Source organism: Nostoc sp. (assembly GCF_036919555.1).
GTDB lineage: Bacteria > Cyanobacteriota > Cyanobacteriia > Cyanobacteriales > Nostocaceae > Nostoc.
This window is the reverse complement of record NZ_JBALCS010000104.1, coordinates 1-23,002: the sequence shown is the minus strand read 5'-3', so window position 1 is coordinate 23,002 and position 23,002 is coordinate 1. Positions and strand designations below refer to the sequence as shown.

Annotated in this window: 24 protein-coding genes and 2 pseudogenes; 14 read left to right on the top strand and 12 right to left on the bottom strand. The window is 41.4% G+C overall.

Annotated features, from left to right (window positions below):
- Positions 1-6 precede the first annotated feature (6 nt).
- The 3 genes from V7K36_RS29055 to V7K36_RS29045 all read right to left on the bottom strand — a co-directional run bounded on the left by V7K36_RS29055 (position 7) and on the right by V7K36_RS29045 (position 2,822).
- Positions 7-915 carry a hypothetical protein gene (locus tag V7K36_RS29055; protein WP_335121122.1) on the bottom strand — a complete coding sequence of 303 codons (909 nt, stop codon included), beginning with the start codon at positions 913-915 and terminating at the stop codon, positions 7-9.
- Between the two features lie 45 nt (positions 916-960).
- Positions 961-2,241, bottom strand: a complete 1,281-nt coding sequence (locus tag V7K36_RS29050; protein ID WP_335121121.1) for a S41 family peptidase — start codon at positions 2,239-2,241, stop codon at positions 961-963.
- A 200-nt stretch (positions 2,242-2,441) separates the two neighbouring features.
- Positions 2,442-2,822 (bottom strand): hypothetical protein, encoded by a 381-nt coding sequence (locus V7K36_RS29045; RefSeq protein ID WP_334833308.1) that lies wholly within the window; start codon positions 2,820-2,822, stop codon positions 2,442-2,444.
- 335 nt (positions 2,823-3,157) lie between these two features.
- Here V7K36_RS29045 and V7K36_RS29040 point away from each other — a divergent pair, with 335 nt between their 5' ends.
- Both V7K36_RS29040 and V7K36_RS29035 read left to right on the top strand, forming a co-directional pair.
- A complete protein-coding gene (locus V7K36_RS29040) occupies positions 3,158-4,378 on the top strand; it encodes a sensor histidine kinase (protein WP_335121120.1) in 1,221 nt (406 codons plus the stop codon).
- 2 nt (positions 4,379-4,380) lie between these two features.
- Positions 4,381-5,028, top strand: a complete 648-nt coding sequence (locus V7K36_RS29035) for a response regulator transcription factor (RefSeq protein WP_335121118.1) — start codon at positions 4,381-4,383, stop codon at positions 5,026-5,028.
- Positions 5,029-5,280: 252 nt separating this feature from the next.
- On the opposite strand, the gene V7K36_RS29030 is transcribed toward V7K36_RS29035, so the two are convergent.
- From V7K36_RS29030 to acs, 4 genes are all read right to left on the bottom strand, one after another.
- Positions 5,281-5,961: a tetratricopeptide repeat protein gene (locus tag V7K36_RS29030; RefSeq protein ID WP_335121246.1), complete on the bottom strand. Its 681-nt coding sequence runs from the start codon at positions 5,959-5,961 to the stop codon at positions 5,281-5,283.
- A gap of 165 nt (positions 5,962-6,126) precedes the next feature.
- Positions 6,127-6,606: a DUF4365 domain-containing protein gene (locus V7K36_RS29025; RefSeq protein ID WP_335121117.1), complete on the bottom strand. Its 480-nt coding sequence runs from the start codon at positions 6,604-6,606 to the stop codon at positions 6,127-6,129.
- A 190-nt stretch (positions 6,607-6,796) separates the two neighbouring features.
- Positions 6,797-7,096 carry a hypothetical protein gene (locus V7K36_RS29020; protein ID WP_335121115.1) on the bottom strand — a complete coding sequence of 100 codons (300 nt, stop codon included), beginning with the start codon at positions 7,094-7,096 and terminating at the stop codon, positions 6,797-6,799.
- Between the two features lie 131 nt (positions 7,097-7,227).
- Positions 7,228-9,201 carry an acetate--CoA ligase gene (gene acs, locus V7K36_RS29015; RefSeq protein ID WP_335121114.1) on the bottom strand — a complete coding sequence of 658 codons (1,974 nt, stop codon included), beginning with the start codon at positions 9,199-9,201 and terminating at the stop codon, positions 7,228-7,230.
- Positions 9,202-9,433: 232 nt separating this feature from the next.
- Here acs and V7K36_RS29010 point away from each other — a divergent pair, with 232 nt between their 5' ends.
- The 4 genes from V7K36_RS29010 (at position 9,434) to V7K36_RS28995 (ending at position 12,130) form a co-directional block, all read left to right on the top strand.
- Positions 9,434-10,078, top strand: coding sequence for a restriction endonuclease subunit R (locus V7K36_RS29010; protein WP_335121113.1), 645 nt, complete (start codon positions 9,434-9,436; stop codon positions 10,076-10,078).
- 29 nt (positions 10,079-10,107) lie between these two features.
- Entirely contained in the window at positions 10,108-10,836 is a 729-nt protein-coding gene (locus tag V7K36_RS29005) for a Uma2 family endonuclease (RefSeq protein WP_335121112.1), read from the top strand.
- A 92-nt stretch (positions 10,837-10,928) separates the two neighbouring features.
- Positions 10,929-11,618, top strand: a complete 690-nt coding sequence (locus tag V7K36_RS29000; protein WP_335121111.1) for a hypothetical protein — start codon at positions 10,929-10,931, stop codon at positions 11,616-11,618.
- Between the two features lie 68 nt (positions 11,619-11,686).
- Complete coding sequence (locus V7K36_RS28995) at positions 11,687-12,130, top strand: hypothetical protein (protein ID WP_335121245.1); 444 nt, start codon at positions 11,687-11,689, stop codon at positions 12,128-12,130.
- A 781-nt stretch (positions 12,131-12,911) separates the two neighbouring features.
- Here the strand turns inward: V7K36_RS28995 and V7K36_RS28990 are convergent.
- Positions 12,912-13,253, bottom strand: coding sequence for a DUF5615 family PIN-like protein (locus V7K36_RS28990; protein WP_335121244.1), 342 nt, complete (start codon positions 13,251-13,253; stop codon positions 12,912-12,914).
- A gap of 35 nt (positions 13,254-13,288) precedes the next feature.
- Positions 13,289-13,360: pseudogene (locus tag V7K36_RS34335) on the bottom strand (DUF433 domain-containing protein); the annotation flags it as partial.
- Between the two features lie 243 nt (positions 13,361-13,603).
- Between V7K36_RS34335 and V7K36_RS28980 the strand changes: the two are divergent.
- The gene (locus V7K36_RS28980; RefSeq protein WP_335121110.1) at positions 13,604-13,903 is read left to right on the top strand and encodes a hypothetical protein; all 300 of its coding nucleotides are present in this window, start codon (positions 13,604-13,606) and stop codon (positions 13,901-13,903) included.
- Between the two features lie 227 nt (positions 13,904-14,130).
- Here V7K36_RS28980 and V7K36_RS28975 read toward each other — a convergent pair.
- A pseudogene (locus V7K36_RS28975) lies at positions 14,131-14,979 on the bottom strand (Rpn family recombination-promoting nuclease/putative transposase).
- A gap of 471 nt (positions 14,980-15,450) precedes the next feature.
- On the opposite strand from V7K36_RS28975, the gene V7K36_RS28970 reads away from it, so the two are divergent.
- From V7K36_RS28970 to V7K36_RS28950, 5 genes are all read left to right on the top strand, one after another.
- The gene (locus V7K36_RS28970; RefSeq protein WP_335121109.1) at positions 15,451-15,654 is read left to right on the top strand and encodes a hypothetical protein; all 204 of its coding nucleotides are present in this window, start codon (positions 15,451-15,453) and stop codon (positions 15,652-15,654) included.
- Positions 15,655-15,929: 275 nt separating this feature from the next.
- Positions 15,930-16,325, top strand: a complete 396-nt coding sequence (locus V7K36_RS28965) for a hypothetical protein (RefSeq protein WP_335121108.1) — start codon at positions 15,930-15,932, stop codon at positions 16,323-16,325.
- Between the two features lie 138 nt (positions 16,326-16,463).
- On the top strand, positions 16,464-17,558 hold the full coding sequence (locus V7K36_RS28960; RefSeq protein WP_335121106.1) for a hypothetical protein: 1,095 nt from the start codon (positions 16,464-16,466) through the stop codon (positions 17,556-17,558).
- A 13-nt stretch (positions 17,559-17,571) separates the two neighbouring features.
- On the top strand, positions 17,572-17,895 hold the full coding sequence (locus V7K36_RS28955; protein ID WP_335121105.1) for a hypothetical protein: 324 nt from the start codon (positions 17,572-17,574) through the stop codon (positions 17,893-17,895).
- A 9-nt stretch (positions 17,896-17,904) separates the two neighbouring features.
- Positions 17,905-18,981: an EH signature domain-containing protein gene (locus V7K36_RS28950; RefSeq protein WP_335121104.1), complete on the top strand. Its 1,077-nt coding sequence runs from the start codon at positions 17,905-17,907 to the stop codon at positions 18,979-18,981.
- Here V7K36_RS28950 and V7K36_RS28945 read toward each other — a convergent pair.
- Positions 18,873-19,142 (bottom strand): DUF433 domain-containing protein, encoded by a 270-nt coding sequence (locus V7K36_RS28945; protein ID WP_335121103.1) that lies wholly within the window; start codon positions 19,140-19,142, stop codon positions 18,873-18,875. The genes V7K36_RS28950 and V7K36_RS28945 overlap by 109 nt on opposite strands.
- A 286-nt stretch (positions 19,143-19,428) precedes the next feature.
- Between V7K36_RS28945 and V7K36_RS28940 the strand changes: the two genes are divergently transcribed.
- The gene (locus V7K36_RS28940; protein ID WP_335121102.1) at positions 19,429-20,151 is read left to right on the top strand and encodes a TerC family protein; all 723 of its coding nucleotides are present in this window, start codon (positions 19,429-19,431) and stop codon (positions 20,149-20,151) included.
- A gap of 64 nt (positions 20,152-20,215) precedes the next feature.
- Here the strand turns inward: V7K36_RS28940 and ndk are convergent, their stop codons facing one another.
- Positions 20,216-20,665, bottom strand: a complete 450-nt coding sequence (gene ndk, locus V7K36_RS28935) for a nucleoside-diphosphate kinase (RefSeq protein ID WP_335121101.1) — start codon at positions 20,663-20,665, stop codon at positions 20,216-20,218.
- 224 nt (positions 20,666-20,889) lie between these two features.
- Between ndk and speA the strand changes: the two genes are divergently transcribed.
- A complete protein-coding gene (speA, locus tag V7K36_RS28930) occupies positions 20,890-22,908 on the top strand; it encodes a biosynthetic arginine decarboxylase (RefSeq protein WP_335121100.1) in 2,019 nt (672 codons plus the stop codon).
- Positions 22,909-23,002: the final 94 nt, after the last annotated feature.

Genomic DNA, 23,002 nt, shown 5'->3' with positions numbered 1-23,002 from the left:
CGCCGATTAATTAGGGTATTTTATATTAGCGAAAAACCGCAGATAGTGACTCGACGATCCATAAAGGGTTTTATATAAAAACCAAGTATCAAGCACTAGCTCCAGGAGAGCAATCAACACCCAAATTGCTAAAGAAACAGTTACAGGTAGGCTGAGATCGGGAAACTTTCTTTGCAAATCGATAATCCCAAATAACAGCAAAAATAGGAGCGAAATTCCTAGGAGAAAGGACAACTTGATGATCGCGAGAATGAAACGGCTCATCTCTAGGATGCGATTGTAAAGCCTGGAAAATCCCTCTAGGATTTCTTCGATGTTATTGATGACAAGGAAAATTTGTTGTCGGTACAGATGGGTAGGTAAGGAGCATTTCTGCTGCACTTGCGCCCATTCATATTCATTCTTGAAATTATCTAAAAGCTTGTCCAAAGGTAGCACCTGGGAGCTAGTTGGCCAAATTGGTAAATCTTTTAAATGCAAGGGAACTAAATAGTTAATCAGCGCTATCAGAGTTTCCTCAAAATTACTCAGTTCGGGGGGAAGAGACTGAGTTAGACGAATGAGCTGGTCAATCTGAATCTGAAGTGTATAGTAGTCCTCATACCGCCTTTGAGCGATCAACTGACTATTAAACGTCAGGAAAACAATTAACACCCCCAATAAAGCAGCCAGGGACTGGGATACAGCAGAAAAGAATTCAATCGCCACCTGTTTAGGCACTGTCAGCCAGGGGGCGTTTTCCCGCATAGCAAAAACCAGAGTGACAACAAATACAAGCCCGACGATCGCTAGCTGATGGTGGGTAACAGTAGCTATAACTGTCCGCACTAGGGGAGTATTACTGAGTTTAACCAGGATTTGCAGACCTGGGACTGGTTCAGAAATTTGAAGTCGTTGGGCTTTGCGGGTTGACATGATTGAAAGTGGCGATAGTAGATATTGTTAAGAGTATCCCTATACTTATTGCCCACGTTGTAAACTTACATGATTGGCCTCCGATTGAATCAATTTGCTCAGGTCAGCAACGGCGCTAGCATACTGAGGATCAGCTAATGTCCCCAAGGTTCGATTCTGCACTAATGCTTTCTGTTGTGCCTCAGTTAATTCCACAGTAATATCTGGTGCAATGCCGATATGATTGATATCTCGACCTTTCGGTGTGTAGTATTTGGCGATCGTTAGTTTCAGCGCCGAACCATCCCCTAGTGGCTCTACGGATTGAACTAAACCTTTACCAAAGGTGCGAGTCCCAACTAACCTGGCGCGATTATCATCTTGCAGCGCTCCCGACAGAATTTCGCTGGCGCTAGCAGATCCCTTATTGACCAGTATCACTAAGGGTTTGTTGGTGAGAGGATGTCCCGACGCATTGTAGCTTTCTTTAATTTTGTCTCGATTTACCAAAGACACGATCGCCCCTTGCTTCAACCACATACTGGCAATTTGCAAACTCGCATCCAGCAGTCCACCTGGATCGGAACGCAGATCCAAAACGTAGCCTTGCACCTGCTGTTTTTCTAATGCTTGAATTGCCCGATGCATCTCGACGGCGGCAGTTTGCGTAAATTCTGGTAAACGAATGTAACCAATCCTACCTAATTGCGTTGTTTGTGTATTGTAAGTTACAGGATGGATCGCAATATTTGCACGGGTAAGTTTGAAAATTTGCGATTGGCTACCCCGTTGAATCGTGAGTAGTACCTTGGTTCCCACCGGGCCGAGAATCTGCTTAACGGCATCCTCAATTTTCATCCCCTGAGTTCTTTGGCCGTTAATCTGGACAATTACATCGTCGGGCAAAATACCCGCTTTAAAAGCAGGCGTTCCTTCAATCGGGGCGATAACGGTTAAGGCTTTGGTTTTTTCATTCAGTGCTAGTTCCAGCCCGACACCACTAAGATTGCCAGAAAGGTCGTTATTTAGGGCTTGAAATTCCTGGGGGTCGAAAAACTCGGTGTAGCGATCGCCTAATTTCCCCACCATTTCTTGAATCGCCACATAAGCCTGTTTCTTGGAACTATAGGAACGGCTAATATACTGCTGTCGAATTGCTTTCCAATCTTGATGATTAAAGCTAACATCAACATAGTTTTTATCGAGGATTTGCCACACCTGATCCACGAGTTTTTGAGAACTAGGTTGAGGTTGACCTAGAACTTTGGAGGCATAGAGACTAGTTCCTGTAAGGATTACTGCGATAACGGCGAGTTCTATCTTGACGAGTAATTTTTGCTTGAACATACTTTAATTATTAAAGAATAATCCAGAATACAGAATGCAATCAGTAACGGGTTTCAATCCCACTGATTTAAAAAGCAACACCGAAATTTACATCCCAAGAAAACGACCAAATTGAAATGTCTAAAATCCTGACGTAACAGTAATTACGAATTACGTTAGCGACGCGAAAAGCGAGTCCGCGAGCGTCATTACGAATTATCTTAGGATTCCCCTTTACGGCGAGGATAGGCAGTCTTAAAAATATCCTGAATTTTAGTCTTTTGTTCAGCCGTAAGATTCAGGCTCAACACTGCTTTACGCATTTTTTCACCTTGTTGCAATTTCGCTGACAATTCCTTTACCTGATCTGGGGTCAGAACTGCCTCAACTTGCTTGCGAACTGCTTCGCGCTTCTGGGCGCGTTCTGGCGTATTCGATCCAGGAGAGCTTGGCGCAGAAGTGTTGGTATCAGATACCTTTGTTCCACCAGAGTTGTCACCTTGAGATACATCTGGAGACTTAGAACTGTTGCAACCTGTCATTCCTCCAATAAGGATAGTTGCAAGTAGAAGGGTTGGTAAAATTATCTGTTTTTTAATCATTTACTTCTCTGGTTTTTGTTGTGTGTAATATGACTGTTCTGACTGAATTTCGATTTATGACTGTTTAGAAGATGTTTGAAAAGTTGCTGCTTGACTCATACCAGCTAATCTTAAAAGTTGGGATAGGTTTGTGCATGAGCTAGAATTCCTAACCTGGCCAGTAAAAAAGTACTCAAGTTATTGTGACTTTTTTCCTAATTCAGGAATAGTTAATCAGTCAGAACGGCTCTATCGATACTAGAAACAGATTCGTTATATAGGAAGAAGAATTTCATCCTAAAATTGTGAAAATACCTATGGTTTTGTTACAAAGGCCATTGAGTTGGAACAGTTCTATGGTTCGCTTGACCTACCCATCGTTTCGTCTGTTGCTTTACCTAGAGTGGCTGTTATTAGCCACGGCAGTGTTTATGGAAGTTCTGCTGCCGTTTCAATTGTCCTGGTCTTTGCTGCTACGAGTTCTGGCGATCGCCACTTTCAGCTTGATGGGCTTGAGACTACCAATGCTGAAGCTGGAAACAAAATTATTTTATACAGCGCTGGAATTCGTTTTAATTTTGCTGCCAGCGACTCAACATATTTTATCTCCTCGCTCCGTTTTCCTGCTATGTCTGGTACTGGTGATGCGGAGTTGTCTGATATTTAAACTATCAGGACAGTTGGTTGTCTTGGGTTTATCTCTGCTTTCATATGGAATAATTCTTTTATCAAGACCGATTGTACCTGAGAATTTTATGAGAGATAAGCTGATCGCTATGTCCTGGGATTGGCGATTAAGTAATATTTTATTGTTTTGCTTAACGTTAATATTCGCTTTATTGTTAATTAATGCCCTGCTTGCAGAGCGCCAAAGTCGAGAGCAGTTAGAAATTGCCCATCAGCAATTAGAGATCATCAATCAACAACTGTGCCAGTATGCGCTACGGATTGAAGATCAGGCAACTTTGCAGGAACGCAACCGAATTGCCCGCGAAATTCATGATGGGTTGGGACACACTCTCGCCGCCCAAACCATTCAAATTAATAACACTTTGTTATTCTGGCAATCAAATAATGACAAAGCATTGACATTTCTCAAACAGGCAAAGCAACAGGGGGCTGAGGCGCTGCTGGAAATTCGGCGATCGCTTTCTGTTTTGCGTTCAAATCCTTTGCAAGGGCAAACTCTCAAATCAGCCATTGAAAAGCTGCTGACAGATTTTCAGCAAACCACAGGTATTGAACCGGACTGTAAAATTGATCTACCGTACACTTTACCAACAGAAGTAAACACGGCTCTTTATCGTATTGTGCAAGAATCGTTGACAAATATTTGCAAACACGCTCAGGCGACAAGTGTCACTGTTGGACTACTGGCTCAGGCTGGGATAATTCATCTGTCAATCGAAGATAATGGTAAAGGGTTTAACCCCACTCAAAATACAACCGGGTTTGGGCTACAAGGGATGCGAGAACGGGCGGTTGCACTGGGCGGTCAGTTGAATCTCCACAGTCAATTAGGAACAGGTTGTTGTATTTCTGTTTCTTTGCCACTATCAAAGCTATTGGTGTTTTAGCTATGATTCGGATTTTATTAGTTGACGATCAGCATCTTATTCGCCAAGGACTTAAGAGTATGCTTGAGTCGAATACCCAGATGCAGGTAATCGGTGAGGCGGAGAATGGGCAACGGGCGCTCGAACAGATTGCCGCACTACAACCCGATATTGTGCTAATGGATATCAGGATGCCCGTTATGGATGGCGTTGCCGCCACAAAAGCGATCGCTCAACAATATCCTGAGATTAAGGTTCTCGTCCTCACCACCTTCGATGATGATGAGTATGTTTACCAAGCAATGCGGCTGGGTGCAAAGGGCTATTTGCTCAAGGACACCGAACCAGATGAACTAATGTTGGCAATTCGATCCGTCTACAAGGGACAAACCCTACTCGGTCCGGGATTGTTTGAGAAAGCACTCATGCCGATTGCCGCACCTGTCGCGTCTGTGGAACCTCGAAAAGAATTGGCGCAACTCACACCCAGAGAATTAGATGTATTGCGGTTAATTGCTTGTGGAGCGAATAACCGGGAAATTGCCGAATCGCTGTTTCTTTCAGAAAACACTGTTAAAAATTATGTTACCAATATTCTGAGTCGGTTGAATTTACGCGATCGCACTCAAGCCGCTTTGTTTGCCCATTCGTTGTTTGGTGGACTTACCTAACGTTCTTCATCACTTTCGCTAATTAAAAATCAAACCTAACTTTTAGCTAATTACTAACTCGTAATCACCTTCGCCCTGCCGCGTACTCCTGCAAAGAAGCAAGCTAGCAAGAGCGTCATTATCAATTACAAATTATTCTGAATCAGGACTTACGCAAAAAGGCACTGAAAGCCTTGATATACCGTAGGGGCAATTCATGAATTGCTCCTACATTTGGGACTTTATGCGTAAGTCCTATGAATAATCTGATTTTCATGAAACACTAGGCTGATCAGCAGTTTTGATCTCTCGCAAGATTCGTTCGACTTGTTGAACTTTTTCACCTCTATTCTGTGCTTTGAAAATATTTAAAGCTTTTTCTAGAGAAGATAAAGCCTCCTCTTTTTTATTTGTTTGCCACAATGCCAGTGCAAAATTAGTCAGCCCCTCGCCATAATTAGGATTAATTTCTAGAGCTTTTTGATATTCAGTAATAGCTTCTTCCCAGCGACTTTGGCTAGCATAAACAATACCGATCGCATTGTAAGCTAGGGCGTATTTTGGCTGGAGGCGAATGGCTTCTCGATAAGAGCTAATTGCTTCTTCTGGTTGCTTTTGCCGAAAAAGCACGTTTCCCAGTTGAAAGTGTGCGAAGGCATCTTCTGGAGATTTTTTAATGAATTTGCGTAAATTTTCCTCTGCACCTGTCAAGTCTCCCTGATTGTATAAAGCATTGGCTTGTTGCAGGAGCTGCGATCGCTCTGGTGTATTTGTGTCTGAAAACTGTGCTATTTTCTGCGGTTGTCTCTCAACAGACTGTTCAGGCGAATCCAAAGAAACTTTTGCAGGAACCGCTAACGCTAATGGTGATAGACTAATTACAGTGATGATACTCAGCGTCATGCCACTAAAAGATTGAACAAATGCTGATTTTGATTTACTCTTCAGCTTCATCATCCTCAATGCCTCAATAATGTCCTATTCTCATGATAATGTGAGGATGGATTAGTAAGTGTGTAACGCACTAATAAGCGTGTCAATATGATGACTGCGCGGTGCCCTTAAAATTCTGGGGACGCGCGATCGCGCCTATTTATTTTATCAGAAAAATTAGTATATTCATCTTAATGCATTATTTTTGTAGTCATACCAACTATTTACTCTTGAAATAATATTAGCTATTTCTTTGTTATGGAGTTTTTTAAGTTCATCATTTTCATTAAAGTTTACTCCAACATTATTTTGATCATTATTAGGCTCTAAAATCCATTTGTAATAAGCTTGATCATTGTCTAATGTAAAGAAAAATAGGCAAACCGGAAATGGTAAATCTCTGAAAAAGTTTGTATTTTTATCCCTATTGCTTTTTAATTTATAAATCTCATTATGCTGTATTAACTCAGATGTAGAAACTGTTGCTTTTACTTCTACACCAAAGAGTCTACCACTAGAAATGCCATCTTTGGTAATTGTGATTAAAAAATCTAATCCTTTCTCTGGTGTTGGCTGAGAAATAATCAAGTCATCACGACGAGTTAAGTAAACAATGGCAAGAGATTCTGCCCGTTTTTCAATATACCAAGGTGCTGCGGTGTTCATAATTTTATCTCCAGTCTTGGTCAGCAAATTTTGAAACTAAATGACTAGTATGATTTCTACTCCAGAAATTGTTAACTTCATGCCAGAGAATTTCTCGATTCTGTTTAATAATTTTAAATATTGTAGAGAGGCTTGACAGAGAATTAAGGCTTTCACCATTGGCAGAAATTATGTAACCTCTTTCTTGGATTTAATCAATACCAACTATATAAGTTGGTGCTGGATAAGATGCTAAACCAATTACACTCTCTTGTCGCACTTTCACCTTAAGACGATTGAGTTTTTTAGTATAACCTTCTCTTGTCCTTTTGACTTGTACAAAAAAGTAAGGAACAGATTTATCAGACACGACTAACTCCACTATAAAATCAACGTACTGCCATTTATATCCTAAAAACTGTGGTTTGAAAATAGGTCCAGTATTAGAATGAAATTCCGTCATTAATACTGTAAAAATTGCTTCGCCTCTTTGTCCTAGTGCATTTCTCATTTCTATGCCTATTTTAATGCAGTTTGCCTACCTAGCAAAGGGTAGGCTGTTTTGCCCACCCTATATTGTTAAGAATTGCTGTGTGTTACTCTGTTGTTAACATATTCGGCATTTGAGAAATTTTGAATTGTTTACGTACCTTCCCGCAATTTATCCAACACACTTCTATCTTCTAAGGTCGAAGTATCCCCAGATACCTCTTCACCAGCAGCTAGATTCCGCAGCAATCGGCGCATAATCTTACCCGATCGCGTTTTGGGCAAAGCGTCTGTAAACCGAATTTCTGCCGGACGCGCGATCGCACCAATTTCTTTGACAACGTGCTGTTTGAGTTCTTTACTCAACTCTTCACTCCCCTGATAAGTACCTTCTAAAGTCACAAAAGCGACTACTTCTTCACCTTTAAGTTCATCCGGTTTACCCACTACCGCCGCCTCAGCAACTGCTGGGTGAGAAACTAAGGCTGATTCTACTTCCATCGTACCGAGTCGGTGTCCTGATACATTCAATACGTCATCTACACGACCCATTACCCAGAAGTAACCATCTTCATCAAGTCTTGCGCCATCACCAGCAAAGTAAGTATAATTACCATCCTTGGGGGGAATGTGTTCCCAATAGGTGCGGCGGAAGCGTTCTGGATCGCCGTAGATTGTCCGCATCATTCCTGGCCACGGATGGCGCACCGCCAGATAGCCGCCTTCCTTCTTGGGTACGGTGTTTCCTGACAAATCCACCACATCTGCGATAATTCCGGGGAAGGGAAGAGTTGCTGAACCGGGTTTGGTGGGAATTGCTCCCGGTAGCGGTGTAATCATGATACCGCCTGTCTCTGTTTGCCACCAGGTATCAACAATTGGACAGCGATCGCCACCAATTACTTTCTGATACCACATCCAAGTTTCTGGATTAATCGGTTCGCCGACGGTTCCCAGCAAACGCAACGAAGACAGGTTTCGCGCATTCGGATGTTGTTCACCCATCTTAATAAATGCCCGAATTGCCGTAGGTGCAGTATAAAAAATATTAACGCCGTGTTTTTCAATTACATCCCATGTACAACCAGGATTAGAAGCACGGGGCGCACCTTCATACATCAACGTTGTTGCACCGTTGGAAAGTGGTCCGTAGACAATGTAGCTGTGTCCCGTAATCCAACCTACATCGGCGGTACACCAATATACATCAGTGTCTTGCAGATCGAATATCCACTTGGTGGTTATATGGCTATACAAATTATAACCAGCAGTTGTATGCACTATACCCTTCGGTTTGCCGGTGCTGCCAGAAGTGTAGAGGACAAATAGCATATCTTCACTGTCCATTGGTTCGGCAAGACAATCGGCTGATACACCTTTTTGTAAATCATGCCACCAATGATCGCGTCCCCCTAACTGCATATAAGTTTCTTGTCCAGTGCGCTTGACAACTAAGACATTTTCGACACTGGGAACAGCACCATCAGCTAAGGCTTTATCTACCTGTTGCTTGAGAGGGACGATCGCATCTTTGCGCCAACCACCATCAGCCGTGATTACCAGTTTAGCTGTGACATCAATTAAGCGATCGCGCAAAGCTTCGGCACTAAAACCACCAAATACCACGGTGTGGGGTGCGCCAATTCTCGCACAGGCTAACATGGCGATCGCAGCTTCGGGAATCATCGGCAGATAAATTCCGACGCGATCGCCTTTTTGTACACCCAGTTGCTTCAATACATTGGCAAACTGGCAAACTTCCCGGTGCAGTTGGGCATAGGTGAGGGTACGCGAATCACCTGGTTCTCCTTCCCAAATCAATGCTGCTTTATTTTTGCGCCAAGTAGTGAGATGCCTGTCAAGGCAGTTGTAAGAAATATTAATCTTACCGCCAACAAACCACTTAGCAAAAGGCGGTTGCCAGTCTAATACTGTATCCCATTTTTGGAACCATTCTAATTCTGTTCCAGCCAAATCTGCCCAAAATTGCTGCGGATCGGCTTTGGCTTTGTCGTAGAGACGCTGATAGTCTTCCAAACTTTTGATATGGGCATTTTGCGAGAATTCCGAGGCAGGATAAAATAAGCGGTTCTCTTGTAGGATTGATTCTATAGTTGGTTGAGACATGGTTGGTTATGAGTGCGATCGCTATTGTTACTAAAAACTATTCTTAGCCCAGTTATGCTATACAGTGTTTAGATTTTCGTTAAGCTGGGTAGAAATTGCCGAGTTATTTAGTTTACATTTATTTTCATCTACCAAAAGCAAGCGATCAAGAAATGTAAAGACGTTAGATTGCAGCCTACCTACCGCGAATGTTGCAAGATATAAGTAGTCTTGACAAACAACGCCTGAAACTATGACACTCACCGTCGAAGCTAGCAGCTTATCTCTCAACGATGTTCATCGCTTTCTTAAATTAGATAAGCTTTCAACTGGTTCATTTACAGATTTCTTAAATTTAGAACCGTTAACAGAGTTTGAACAGCAGGATCTATTGCGAATCAGAAGCGACTTTGAGCGTTACTTAAATGCAGGTAAAATTTCTGAAGGCTTAGTCAAATTTTTAACGATCGCACCATTAATGCGGTTAGCTGGATTTTATGATGTGCCGATTCGGTTGACAATGGAAGATAGCATTGCGATCGCAGTCGAAGATGAAGACAGAAGAATTACTGGGCGGATGGATATTTTAGCAATCAACAGTCCTCAAAGTAATATTGCGCCGCCTTTTTGGGTTTTAGTGATTGAAACGAAAAACAGTGCGGTCAATGTGATTGAGGGTTTACCTCAATTACTGACTTATGCTTTTAAGAGTTTAGAGCAGCAGTCATCAGTTTGGGGTTTGGTAACTAATGGACAGCTTTATCAATTTGTTTATCTAAGACGTGATCAGCAGCTAACTTATCAGCTAATGCCATTATTAAATCTAAATGAATCTCCAGATGCAATTGAATTATTGCAAGTTTTTAAAGCCATCTGCAAGTTACCGAATTTTCAGTAAAATGAATGTAAATCGCGGAGCGATCCCTGATGTCTGAACCTGCTACCATAGAAATTATCTCTGATGAAATTTCAGAGGAGGAAGTTATTTTTCCTCCTGGCGATCTACTGAGTGACGAACCACCCTTGGAAAGTGATCTGCATCGTGACCAAATCGATTTGCTGATTCGCATACTTAAATTATGGTGGCGATCGCGACAAGATTTCTATGCTTCTGGCAATTTGACGATTTACTACAGCCCTAACCAAAAAAAATCAGAACATTTCCGTGGCCCAGACTTTTTTGTAGTTTTGGGAACCGAGAAAAAAGACCGTAAGAGTTGGGTAGTTTGGCAAGAAGACGGCAAATATCCAAACCTAATTGTGGAAATTTTGTCAAGTTCAACAACAACAGTTGATAAAGGCTTAAAAAAACAAGTTTATCAGGATACCTTCCGTACACCAGATTATTTCTGGTTTGATCCTGTAACAATAGAGCTTCAGGGATTTCATTTAGTAGATGGTAAGTATCAAGAAATTAAAACCACCACTGATGGACGTTTGTGGAGTCAGCAGTTAGAACTTTATTTGGGAGTTTATGAAGGTAAATTAAGATTTTTCACTACTGAAAATCAATTGATACTATCATCAGAAGAACTGGCTGAACAAGAAAGTTTACGCGCTCAACAGGCAGAAGAACGCGCCCAACAAGCAGAGCAAGAAATTGCTCGATTGCGGGAGGTTTTACGTATACAGGGCATCGACCTAGAGAATATTTAATGACATCAGGAAATTAAGTAAAGACATTTTTAAGTTAAGATTTAGTTATAAATGTGTGAAAAAAGCGTTATCTTCTGAAAATAGGGCATCGTTTGCAAGCTAAAGAGATTAAGGAGAAGCTAAAGTCCCTTATCGAGCAAGCCTCCTCGATAGATCATAATTTAGCGACAAGATTAGATGAAATCAATCGTTGGGTAAAGAATATTAAGCCAGGTTCCCTAACTGCAAAACCATTTGTCGTTGCCTTTCTCCTAGAGGTGATTACGGATTCTACAATTTGGCTGATAATCAAATCCTTACCTTCAGAAGAAGAACAAAAAGCAAAGTTCGAGCAAATGACGCCGATTGAGAGATATTGGTATGGTTATCTCTTTCCTAGATGGTTCAATGCAAGTGACTCCAAGTTTTATATTTGGAAACAAAAATTGATGGCAGGCGAATTTAATCAGGTTGATCATGATATCATCAAATCAATAGCCCAAGATATTGTCAGTCGAGAAGGTAGTTTTTGGCAGCGTTATATCGCCGACCTTTCTATGGCAACAGATTTAATTGTTAGTCGTAACAATCAACCACTGTGTATTCAAATTACCAGTGTTAGTGAAGAACTTAATCACCAAAAGTACGAAGCTTGGCAAAATACACTGCGATCGTGGGAAATCGAGAGAGGACTATTCTTAAGTTACAATCCCAAGGACGCTAATTTTATCAACCAGTTAGTCAACGTGGCACTATATAACAGTGATTACCTTTCTGGTGGCAAATATTTAAAATTTTCGTGAATTTTCTGGAATTTGATATTCCAGATTTGGATTATAGCCTAAATACTTACGTGCTAATTAGAGCTTTTATGGCTAACAAAAGAGAAACTCACAGCTGCAACAATCAACTAGATACATTTGCGGAAGCTTTAGCAACAGCCCGACAAATGCAGCAAAGCTGGCTAACTTACGGGATTGACTTTGTGAATTTTTACGTTGAAGATGTAGATGGAGACTGGCTAGAAACGTGGGGAAATGACGAAATATTAGGTAATTATCGATTAGATGCTATTAAAGAATTTTTGGTAAGTAATGATAGTGTAGCTATCAAGGTAAGACAGTATTTAGGAGAGCGATCGCTGTTTGATTTTGCAGTAAACTTAGAAGAATCTTGGAGAATTTCTGAAACCAATGATAGGTTATCTGCGGTAAAAAATCTTTTAGCTAGTGAAGAAAATAGTATTGATACAGATGATATCAGGTTATTGGATTTAGCAGATACTCTGCTGGTAAAGTTGGCAGAGATTTTGTGAAATTTAGTTGCGTAGTGGTAGAGTAAATTGCAATCAGAGGATGTTTGTAAAGTCAACAAGTATACTCGAAGCCTCTAATGAGAGAAACTACACAAGTTTTGCCGCAGCGATATCTTTATTAATAAATCTCACACACTGCGTTTCTATCCCGCCTCAAAATAAATTCCTAGTCTCATAGCTGAAGTCCACTCAAGTGGACTGAATTGTTCATTTAGTCCACTTGAGTGGACTTTCGCTATTAGCCCTGAACTTCAGTTCTGGGCGGGATTGCCTGTCTGCGTGACAGTTTCACTCTGACAAAAATGTGGGTAGAGGATTTTTCAACTTGTGTGTACACCGTAGCTCCTTAGAGGAGAGTTTTAAAAGTGTTTCACTGTGACTTTAGGCAATTTTAGATCCACCCTAACCCCCTTAAAAAAGCTACGGTGTATACACAAGTCCTAAAATCCTTGCCTGGTAAGATACAAGCCTTAATGGGCAAGGTTTTGATTTGATCAAGTTGATTATCAATAGTGTCAGATTATTGATAGAGGCATAACGTAAAATCAAGGATTTTAAAAATAATTTTCCGTTCTTTTCTGTCCATTTGATTGCCAACTAGACTTGTGTATACACGGTAGCTTAAAAAAGGGGGAACTGGAATCAAAGTTCCCCAATTTATCGAGGGATTTAGAGGGATCTAAAACTTTTGATATCGACAAAAGGACTTTTCAAACATCCTCTTAGAGGTTTCAATATTTACGCTAATTAAGCAGTTACTACATGAGCCGTGGAACTCACGTTAACTACTGAGGCATAATAATGGTATCTCGTCAATGTATGAATGCTGCTTAAACAGTTCAATTAGAGATTGAAAGTTAGCTATAAATAAGGATTCCAATTCTGAGTTCTTAATATTGCCTGTCGTAATTAAAAGTAGTTTATAGGGTTGCTGAATTGTTAAAAATGAGTTGAGAAAATCCACATCTTTAGTAATTAAAATCCGATTTTGTTGAATTGATACGGCATTAATCTCATTATCTGGCGTAGCATTTCCCCCTGGTAAGTCTCTAGTATGAATTGTATCGTAACCTGAAGCTTTGAGAAAATGAGCAAGACGAACTGGTAACTGAGCATCGACAATAAATGTTCCAAAATAAACTCAACTGGATAACGAAGTCCTCGAATACAGGGTTTCCCGTGGCAAATATCTGGATTATGAGTAATGCGTTCTAGAAGTGTGTCATTCATAAGGAAATATTCATCAATTCTTACGATATTTTTGTTCTCATATTCTAATTTTAGATGCCAAATGACGACGGCAGGAAAATAATTGTAGCTACAAATAAATACTTTTTACTTTTAATTTATTTTTAAATTAGTGATTAATAAGTATAATTCTATACCTTAATATCATTAAAAGAAAGGCGATCGCAGATTCTTGGCAGAGGGCGATCGCCTTTCTATAAACCCCCATTCTGGGAGACAATTACAATGATGACACAAGTACAAAAGTTTCTAGAAAATCAAAAGTTCGCCCAATCACAGTTACAACAGTATTTGGGTGGCGAAAACTTAAATGCGCCCATCCTTAATCAATCTTCTGAAAATCAATTGCCAAAAAGAGAACCGATTAAACATCTATTAATTGGTTCTCCAAAAGCCGTTACCAGCACAATTCACTATCTGCAAGTGATTGGCTACGCCAGCACTGGAGACTGGAGTCCACTATTACCAACCGCCAACCCAGACGAGGTAATGAGTATTTTAATCCGTCAGATTTTAATGCAATAGGACATATCAAGATGGTGCGTTGTCGCCTAGTGCAACGCACCCTACTTGAGCTTAATCTGTCGTAAGGGTAAAGCACATTGCTAAACCCAAAAAGCATCGTCTATTTAGCTGAAAATAGCTTTAATGTTTTCCGAGAGTCAATACCGCTCGGTTAAGAAAATTTGTAGCGACTGTCTTAAAAGTCAAGCGATCGCTTCTATCTTAGCAGCACCTACAGAGGAGCGGACTTATCGCCCTGCTAACCACGACTGCAAATCAGCCACACTGGTAAAATCTAATAGTGCTTCACTCAAGTCTTCCAGAACAGGTAAAGGTAAACCAGTGATGGCGGAACGTATTTCTGGAGCCAGTTCGCCAAATCGCTTTGTTAACAGTCGGTTAACTAGATTAACTGTTGCTTCCTCGCGCCCTTCCTCACGCCCTTCTTCCTTAATTTCCCGATAAACTCGCGTTTCCTGGAGTGTGATTCCCAGCATCGACTCTACCTCTCTTCTACTTAACTGCTCAAACTTGTACACCATGATCGTTATGATCATCTCTATTATGGCGCGACTTGTGGGTAATGATAGTTATTGCCGAGTTCTGGTTAATAAATACAAGGCTAGTTCTGGTGCAATTTCTTTCTTAACTGTCGTTAATACCATCAGCGCTACCCATAAAGGTAAAGTACGAATATCCCCCAATTCATCTAAATATATTCGATGTACTTGTCCGCCATTGAGCAATGAGCGATGGGGATGAATCTGGCTTTGTTCCAAACTGCGAGATGGGTAAATTATGACTACTTGCCAATCGCTAAATCTCTCACGGTTGCGGTAAAAATATAATGATGACTCAGCAAATACTCTTTCGTAAAGCTGTTCATCTTTTTGGAATTGCACTTCACAAAAATACACTACCCCTGCACCGGCATTTTCTGGTGGGAGGAATACGCCGTCTATTTCAAATTTGGGTTCTTTGACTGCTACTGAGTCAAATCGATAAGCGTTAGCATTTGTCGGCGGATTGGTTAATAATTCAAATAATAATGTGGGAGATTCTTGAAATAGTTTGTAAAATATCGAGTCTCGCCGCATGAACTATTCTTATCTTGCTGAACTTGTTTACCTGTTAATTTTAGCTTCACAGACCAATAAGTAGGTTGGCTCAAATAAACCTAACTATGTAACGAAATGTAAAATGCTCGAAACTATTGTGATTGCTTCACTTCGCTTTGCTCCGCTCGCAATGATATAGTTATAAATTTTCCCACCCACCTACTTATAGCGGTTCTCGAATGGAAGCAAAACACATTGACCTCACTTCCATTCCTCTCTCCTAAAAGGAGAGAGGCTTTGAGTCTTACTCCCCTTCCCTACAAGGGAAGGGGCTGGGGGTTAGGTCTGTATTGCACTCAACTGAGAAGCGCTATAGTGCGTAGGCGTAGCCCGCACTTCGACAAGCTCAGTTACCATCGTAGACATTGCCTAAGTTGAGTTCTGCCTACGCAGGGATATCTAGTAAGAAATCGTTTTGCGTTTACACACTCCCCAACAAACGGGAGCGGTGTGACTCGTGATGGGAGCGGTGTGACTCGTGATGGGAGCGGTGTGACTCGTGATGGGAGCGGTATAACTCGTGATGGGAGCGGTGTGACTCGTGATGGGAGCGGTGTGACTCGTAATGGGAGCGGTGTGACTCGTGATGGGAGCCAGGGCTATTTCGTTCTAAACATAAACCGCCCAGAACTAAAGTTCGGGGCTAATAGCTAAAGTCCGTTAAAACGGACTATAACCTTTTCTCTAGTCGTCTTGAGACGACTTTCGCTATTAGACTCAGAATTCATTCTGAGGCGGGTTAGATGAGAATAAAATAGCCCTATGACGGGAGCAGTGTGACTCGTGCGTTTTTACATTACTGATTAGATACCGAACAATTACCGATATAACCTGAAACTTTTATCAGACAAAATTGCGAGTTCTGCTGAACCGGAATGCAGTTTAATAGAGGCAAACTAGCTATAGCAGCATTTTAAAGGAGTAATTTTATGTCTCGTCAAAAACGTACATCCCGCATTTTAGAAAAAGCTCAGTTAAGATGCTCTGGACTGAAATCGATTGTTCCAAACATCAAATATGATGAATATTATAGTCTGGAAAAACTGATTGAGTCAATTGATCTGTTACGTAATAAACTCGATGTTTATAATACTGCTCTGTCTGTGGTTGACTCTTCTAAAACTGAAATAGAAGATATGGAAAAAAATTTGAGTCAGCTTTCTGAGAAGATGCTGATGGTGGTTGCAATCAAATACGGCAAAGACAGCCGCGAATATGAGATGGCGGGCGGTGTTCGTAATAGCGATCACATCCGCAAAATCAGGTCGAGCCGCTTGAAAAATGTTACAGAGCAAGCATTAGACGAGAATGCTAAAACTGCATAGAAAGCAGGAAGCAGGGGGAGATGAGGCAATACTGCGGATGTAAGTATAATTCAACAAGCGCAAAAGGATGGCAAGTTCGTACTTATAAAGTATCCATCTGTCTTAGCCCACCCTATACCTCGTAGTTCCCTACGCTTCGTGACAACCTTGTGTACTGCCATTGGTCTTTTAGGAACCTTTTATGGTATACAACAGGGACTCCAAGGAATCAATTTATCTACAGAAGATCCCAAAGAATTGATGACTGCCAGTAAAGAGCTACTGGTGGGAATGAAAACAGCTTTTTCCACTTCCATGATGGGGCTTGGATCTGGTAGCTTGTTTCTTCTAGTTTTGTTTGGGTGTGATTTGGGACGGCAAACACGGCGCGATAGTTTACGCTATAAACTCAATGCGATCGCAACTTTAAAAACGGCAGATAATAGCAACCATGAAGTAGCTGAAGCACTTAGTCTTGTAGCAAAAAACTTGACTGGGTTAAAGCAGCTAAATGCAGAAGGTATTGGTCAAGCTGTAGGTAGAAGTATTGCAGAACAGTTTGCAGGTTTAAATCAGTTGTCAGCCCAAGCTATCGGTCAAGCTATAGGTCAGCAGATTAAGCCAGCCTTGGGAGAAATGTTCAAAGAACAGAAAAAACTCCGAGAAATTCAAGAAAACCAGGGACAGAGAGTTTTAGAAGAACTCATCAAAGATTTGCGAATTCAAGTACTCGAACCGATTGCAGATCGGCTAGATAAAAGTGCAGAGTTAACCCAACAAGCTTCCACCGCAGTGTTGACCCTACATAAGGAACTCGGTGGTATCTCTCAAAGTTTGGCAAGTTCCATTCTGACAATTCAGAACTTTCAAAAAGAGACTTTGGTAGAACTCCAAGGATTTGCTAACAATTTGGGGAAAACTCTAAATCAATTTCAAACAGATACAAAAAGTGTATTACAACAAACAGCCGACGAAATTAATCGAGCTGTAGATCAGAGTATCCAGGGAATGACAGCCCAGAGAAGTGCTTTTGAAGCAAGTGCAGTGCAAGCGGCTGCATCAGTTTATACATACATTTTTTATGATATGAATTTCTCTACCAAAGCACCTTTGAGCCAAAAAATATTAGCTGCTGGTCGTGGAGAAATCGAATCTGATAAGAAACGTGATAATCCAGGCGATCGCAAGGTAGTTTTCCGCTTTCAGTTTCGCAGTGATGAGTTAAAGAAAGATATCGTAAAAACCTCTCTTTAAAGGAGAAATAATCTTGAATTCTCAATTTTATATTCCTTCCCTACCTGAAACTCCCCAGTGTAGTCTTAATCAACTTATTCAGCTTGCAAGTAACTTACCAGATACAACAATATCAATACCAAGTGTTGATAAAGTATTGGAAGCTATTGAACAGGGTAAAGCTGATCAAGTAAGTAAGTTGGACTGGGTTTACTGCATCCATGCTAAAGCACAGTGGGATCAGCAAAATGTTGACCGATGCAGAAAAACATCAGCAGCCATTTGGAAGGTAGCAATTTCTAATTTATGGTTGCAACATCAGCTATTGTGGCGTTTAGCTCTTTATTATGGTGATTAGCAAGAACAGGTGTTAGCACAGTCTCTAGCTGAATCTTTTGATATCTTTGCTAATTCTGACTTAGTTAGTCACCTACTGTCAGTTCAAATTATTCGGGCGCTTTGCAGCAAACAAGCAGGTAGAGAATTAGCAAAAATTGCTTGTGAACATCGTCTTAATCGAACTGAATTGCTAAACAACGTCCGAGAAGATTTGCCTGTTTGGATTCCATTATTCAGCAAATTAACAGAAGACATAACTCCCTATTTTACTACAATTCGCTCTCCCAATCAGCAGCAAGTAAAATGGCTGTTAAGTTGTTTGGATGAAATGTCAGAAAGTCAGCAAATAAAGGCTGTTAATCATTTGCTAATTAATGTTTCCAATAATATAGCAACCAATCATTCTTTACTGGTTGATTGGTTGCGAAATAACTATAGAAATGGTGAAAAGTGGTATAAACTTTCAGATCCAGCAAGGCAAAGACTTCGAGAGTGGATTGGAGGTATCAATTATGGTGATTTTGAAAAGTTAGTAAATCTAATATTGAACAGGCTCGATTTACAAAACTTCGAGTCAAATCGGTTATGTAGTCGCAGAGACTTTTGGGCTAATTACAGTAACCGCTTTGAACGGCTTCGCATCTTGTTACCCACGACATCACAAATTGCCATAGGGTATCAAATCCAAGGTGATGTTGATCTATTAGAGGATGATGGTAGCGACCCGACAGAGGTTTGTATATTTGATTTTGGTGAGTGGTTTGTAGTCGAATTCTTTCGTGGAAGAGGTGGTGAGACGCGCCTGTTTCCTAAAAATTCCAGAAATCAGCAAATCCTTTTTGGTGAATCCACACTTTCAGTCAAACGCATTCGCTGTCTGGGTGGCGATAAGCACGATCATGAATTTCTTTGGCAGGTATTTTCCCGCATCTGGCTTGCAAATAATGGAATTTTGCCTAATTCAGATACCCAGCCTTCCAGAAACCCTACAACATCTCAATTACAAGACCGAGAAAACAAGCTTGAGCGGTGGAAAGGAGAAATTGAATATCTGGAACGGGAAGCTAGAGCCGCAGCAAACAACAAGACAGCCAAAATATCTTGAGATTGTAAATCGTCATAATCTGCCAATATTTCCTCAGTAGTCATACCAGAACTGAGCAATTCCAAAATAAACTCAACTGGATAACGAAGTCCCCGAATACAGGGTTTACCGTGGCAGATATTTGGATTATGAGTGATGCGTTGTAGAAGTGTGTCATTCATAAGGAAATATTCATCAATTATTACAATATTTTTGTTCTCATATTCTAATTCTAGATGCCAAATGACGTCAGTCTATTGCGATCGCATTGAGCTAGATACTAAAACTTTTTGTATATTGAATAACACACAGAACACCCAAGTTGTACGGCGATCGCATCCATTCAACCCTCTTTAAAATGCACCACAACCACGTTAAGCTGAATTAGAGTAGCAATTTATTGCGCTTTTTAACATGAAAATCTCTGTTTCTGTCAAATTTTAATTTTTTCTGCTTGAGAAACCCGGAATGCTAGACCAAATTTTTGATTACCTCAACTTTCATTTCAGCGTTGAAGCCCCAATAGTTCTGCTGATTCTGATATTTTTAGAGGCGGTGTTATCTGCCGACAATGCGATCGCCCTGGCTGCGATCGCTCAAGGGCTGGAAGACAAAGAACTTGAGCGTAAGGCCCTCAACTTTGGTTTAGTCGTTGCCTATGTGCTGCGAATCACCCTAATTCTTACCGCCACCTGGGTGCAACAATTCTGGCAATTTGAATTATTAGGCGCTGCTTACCTGCTGTGGTTGGTATTCCAACACTTTACCTCTCAACAAAGTGAAGACGAGCAGAATCACGAACCGCGTTTTAGTTCGTTGTTGCAAGCAATACCCGTGATTGCATTTACAGATTTGGCATTTTCTTTGGATAGTGTGACAACTGCGATCGCAGTTTCTCAAGAAAAATGGCTAGTGCTGACGGGTGCAACAGTTGGTATTATTACGCTGCGATTCATGGCGGGATTGTTTATCCGTTGGTTAGACGAATATGAAAACCTAGAGGATGCAGGCTATGTAACTGTGGCCTTGGTGGGCTTGCGCTTGTTGTTGAAAGTGGTGAACGATAGCTTAGTTCCACCAGAATGGATCATGATTCCGGCGATCTTCCTAATTTTAGGCTGGGGATTTTCCAAGCGTATTGACGCCCAATTGCCCCAAGCAGAACTGGAAAAAAGTGAAATCTCGAAGTAACTCAGAAGTCAAGAGTTAAGAGTTATTAGTTATAAATTTTTAACTCCTAACTCCTAACTCTTTATTACTCGTGCAACCAAGGCGTTAAGTGTGGTTGCCAATTAACTAATTCTTCATCCTTAAACCATAGGGCTATTTCCTGTTGCGCGGTTTCTGGAGCATCAGAACCGTGGATCAAGTTGCGACCAATATTTAAGCCAAAATCGCCTCGAATCGTTCCCGGCTCTGATGTTAAGGGGTTTGTGGCACCAATAATCTTTCTGGCAGATGCAACAACGCCATCACCTTCCCATACCATTGCTACCACTGGGCTAGAAGTGATAAATTCGACTAAACCAGCAAAAAAGGGACGTTCCCGGTGAACATCATAGTGTTGTTCAGCTAATTCCCGACTGACTTTCAGGAACTTTAAACCAACTAGGGTAAAACCTTTAATTTCAAAGCGACGGATAATTTCCCCCACTAATCCTCGTTGTACTCCGTCAGGCTTAATTGCTAAGAATGTACGTTCCATTGCTGTTTCCCAAAGCTTAATAAAGTTTTTATCTAGTCAATTGTCATTTGTCCTTTGTCCTTTGTCCAGAGGTTTTGCACGTTTGACTAATGACTAATAACTCTTAACAGATGACTCTTGACCAATCAGAGTTTATCTCAGAAATTATCTTTGGGTGCATATACGTTGCCAGATGAATGCGCTAAATTGTTAACTCGTGGGTGAAAAACAGAGGTCAGGAACAAATGGGTGTTGATTCAACTGCTACATCAGACGAGGTGATACAAGTACCGGCCAATGGACAGAAATCTGAAGTGAAAAATCATAAGCACAAAAAACTGTTACCACCTAGTCCTACCACAGGAGATTTACCTCGCTCCTGGAAAATTGAGGATAGCGAAGCCTTATACCGCATTGAAGGATGGGGACAACCTTATTTTTCCATTAGCGCTGCTGGTCACGTCACCGTTTCACCCAAGGGCGATCGCGGGGGTTCTCTAGACTTGTTTGAATTGGTCAACGCCATGAAAGATCGCAACTTGGGACTTCCCATGTTGATTCGCTTTTCCGATATTTTGGAAGACCGGATTGAGCGCTTGAACGCTTGTTTTAATAAAGCGATCGCCCGCTACAACTACCCTGGTGTCTACCGTGGCGTGTTTCCGGTCAAGTGCAATCAAGAGCGGCATTTAATTGAGGATTTAGTGAAATTTGGCAAGCCTCATCAATTTGGTTTAGAAGCCGGTTCCAAGCCAGAATTAATGATTGCTCTGGCTGTTTTGGATACACCAGGAGCATTGTTAATTTGCAACGGCTACAAAGACCGAGAATACATCGAAACGGCAATGTTAGCCCAAAGACTAGGGCAAACACCAGTCATCGTCTTAGAACAGATTGAAGAGGTTGATTTGGTGATTGATGCCAATCGCCAGTTAGGTATTAAGCCGATATTAGGTGTTCGTGCTAAACTCAGTACCCAAGGTATGGGACGTTGGGGAGCTTCTAGTGGCGATCGCGCTAAATTTGGTTTGACAATGCCTGAGGTAATCGAGGCTGTTGACAAGTTACGGGAAGCTAACCTCCTCGATTCTTTGCAGTTAATGCACTTCCACATTGGCTCACAAATCTCTGCCATCAATGTGATTAAAGATGCCATCCAAGAAGCCAGCCGCATTTATGTGGAATTGTCGATGCTGGGGGCAGATATGAAATACCTGGATGTTGGTGGTGGCTTGGGTGTAGATTATGATGGCTCCCAAACCAACTTCTATGCATCGAAAAATTACAATATGCAGAACTATGCCAACGACATCGTGGCAGAGTTAAAAGATACCTGTGCTGAACGGCAGATTGCCGTACCAACACTGATTAGTGAAAGTGGACGAGCGCTCGCTTCCCATCAGTCGCTGCTGATTTTTGATGTTCTGAGTACTAGCGATGTCCCCCTCGACGCACCAGAACCTCCGCAAGAAGGAGAATCCCCAATTATTAATTATCTTTGGGAAAGCTTCCAATCCATTAACCAAGAGAATTACCAAGAGTTGTACCACGACGCTGCACAATTCAAAGAAGAAGCCATCAGCCGCTTCAACTTAGGAATTTTACGCCTTAGAGAACGAGCCAAAGCCGAACGCCTCTACTGGGCTTGTTGTCAGAAAATTCTCAACATCACTAGACAGCAAGAATACGTACCCGATGAACTGGAAGACCTAGAAAAAATTATGGCTTCCATCTACTACGTGAATATGTCAGTGTTTCAATCAGCACCAGATTGTTGGGCGATCGATCAGCTATTCCCAATTATGCCCATCCACCGCTTGGATGAAGAACCAACGCGGCGGGGAATTTTAGCAGACCTCACCTGCGACAGTGATGGTAAAATCGACCGCTTTATTGACCTGCGCGATGTCAAATCGGTTTTAGAGTTGCACACCTACAAGCCCGGAGAACCCTATTATTTGGGGATGTTCTTGAATGGAGCTTACCAAGAAATCATGGGCAATTTGCACAACCTATTTGGCGACACTAACGCCGTTCACATCCAATTAACGCCCAAAGGCTACCAAATTGAACACGTTGTCAAAGGTGACACCATGAGCGAAGTGGTGAGCTACGTCCAGTATGACTCGGAAGATATGGTAGAAAACATTCGCCAGCGTTGCGAGAAAGCATTAGAAGAAAAGCGCATCACCCTAGCGGAATCTCAGCGACTGCTGCAAACCTACGAGCAGAGCCTCAGAAGATATACGTATCTAAATAGTTAGCATTGGGCATTGGGCATTGGGCATTGGGCATTGGGCATTGGGCATTGGGCATTGGGCATTGGGCATTGGGCATTGGGCATTGGGCATTGGGCAT

Excerpts from the sequence above, each read along its gene's own strand:
- acs (WP_335121114.1), bottom strand. The coding sequence starts at position 9,201 with ATGTCTCAACCAACTATAGAATCAATCCTACAAGAGAACCGCTTATTT.
- V7K36_RS28965 (WP_335121108.1), top strand. The coding sequence starts at position 15,930 with ATGTCTCGTCAAAAACGTACATCCCGCATTTTAGAAAAAGCTCAGTTA.
- V7K36_RS29030 (WP_335121246.1), bottom strand. The coding sequence starts at position 5,961 with ATGAAGCTGAAGAGTAAATCAAAATCAGCATTTGTTCAATCTTTTAGT.
- V7K36_RS29025 (WP_335121117.1), bottom strand. The coding sequence starts at position 6,606 with ATGAACACCGCAGCACCTTGGTATATTGAAAAACGGGCAGAATCTCTT.
- V7K36_RS28945 (WP_335121103.1), bottom strand. The coding sequence starts at position 19,142 with ATGAATGACACACTTCTACAACGCATCACTCATAATCCAAATATCTGC.
- V7K36_RS29010 (WP_335121113.1), top strand. The coding sequence starts at position 9,434 with ATGACACTCACCGTCGAAGCTAGCAGCTTATCTCTCAACGATGTTCAT.
- ndk (WP_335121101.1), bottom strand. The coding sequence starts at position 20,665 with ATGGAACGTACATTCTTAGCAATTAAGCCTGACGGAGTACAACGAGGA.
- V7K36_RS28940 (WP_335121102.1), top strand. The coding sequence starts at position 19,429 with ATGCTAGACCAAATTTTTGATTACCTCAACTTTCATTTCAGCGTTGAA.
- V7K36_RS29045 (WP_334833308.1), bottom strand. The coding sequence starts at position 2,822 with ATGATTAAAAAACAGATAATTTTACCAACCCTTCTACTTGCAACTATC.
- V7K36_RS29005 (WP_335121112.1), top strand. The coding sequence starts at position 10,108 with ATGTCTGAACCTGCTACCATAGAAATTATCTCTGATGAAATTTCAGAG.
- V7K36_RS29055 (WP_335121122.1), bottom strand. The coding sequence starts at position 915 with ATGTCAACCCGCAAAGCCCAACGACTTCAAATTTCTGAACCAGTCCCA.
- speA (WP_335121100.1), top strand. The coding sequence starts at position 20,890 with ATGGGTGTTGATTCAACTGCTACATCAGACGAGGTGATACAAGTACCG.
- V7K36_RS29020 (WP_335121115.1), bottom strand. The coding sequence starts at position 7,096 with ATGAGAAATGCACTAGGACAAAGAGGCGAAGCAATTTTTACAGTATTA.
- V7K36_RS29035 (WP_335121118.1), top strand. The coding sequence starts at position 4,381 with ATGATTCGGATTTTATTAGTTGACGATCAGCATCTTATTCGCCAAGGA.
- V7K36_RS29040 (WP_335121120.1), top strand. The coding sequence starts at position 3,158 with ATGGTTCGCTTGACCTACCCATCGTTTCGTCTGTTGCTTTACCTAGAG.
- V7K36_RS29050 (WP_335121121.1), bottom strand. The coding sequence starts at position 2,241 with ATGTTCAAGCAAAAATTACTCGTCAAGATAGAACTCGCCGTTATCGCA.
- V7K36_RS28980 (WP_335121110.1), top strand. The coding sequence starts at position 13,604 with ATGATGACACAAGTACAAAAGTTTCTAGAAAATCAAAAGTTCGCCCAA.
- V7K36_RS28995 (WP_335121245.1), top strand. The coding sequence starts at position 11,687 with ATGGCTAACAAAAGAGAAACTCACAGCTGCAACAATCAACTAGATACA.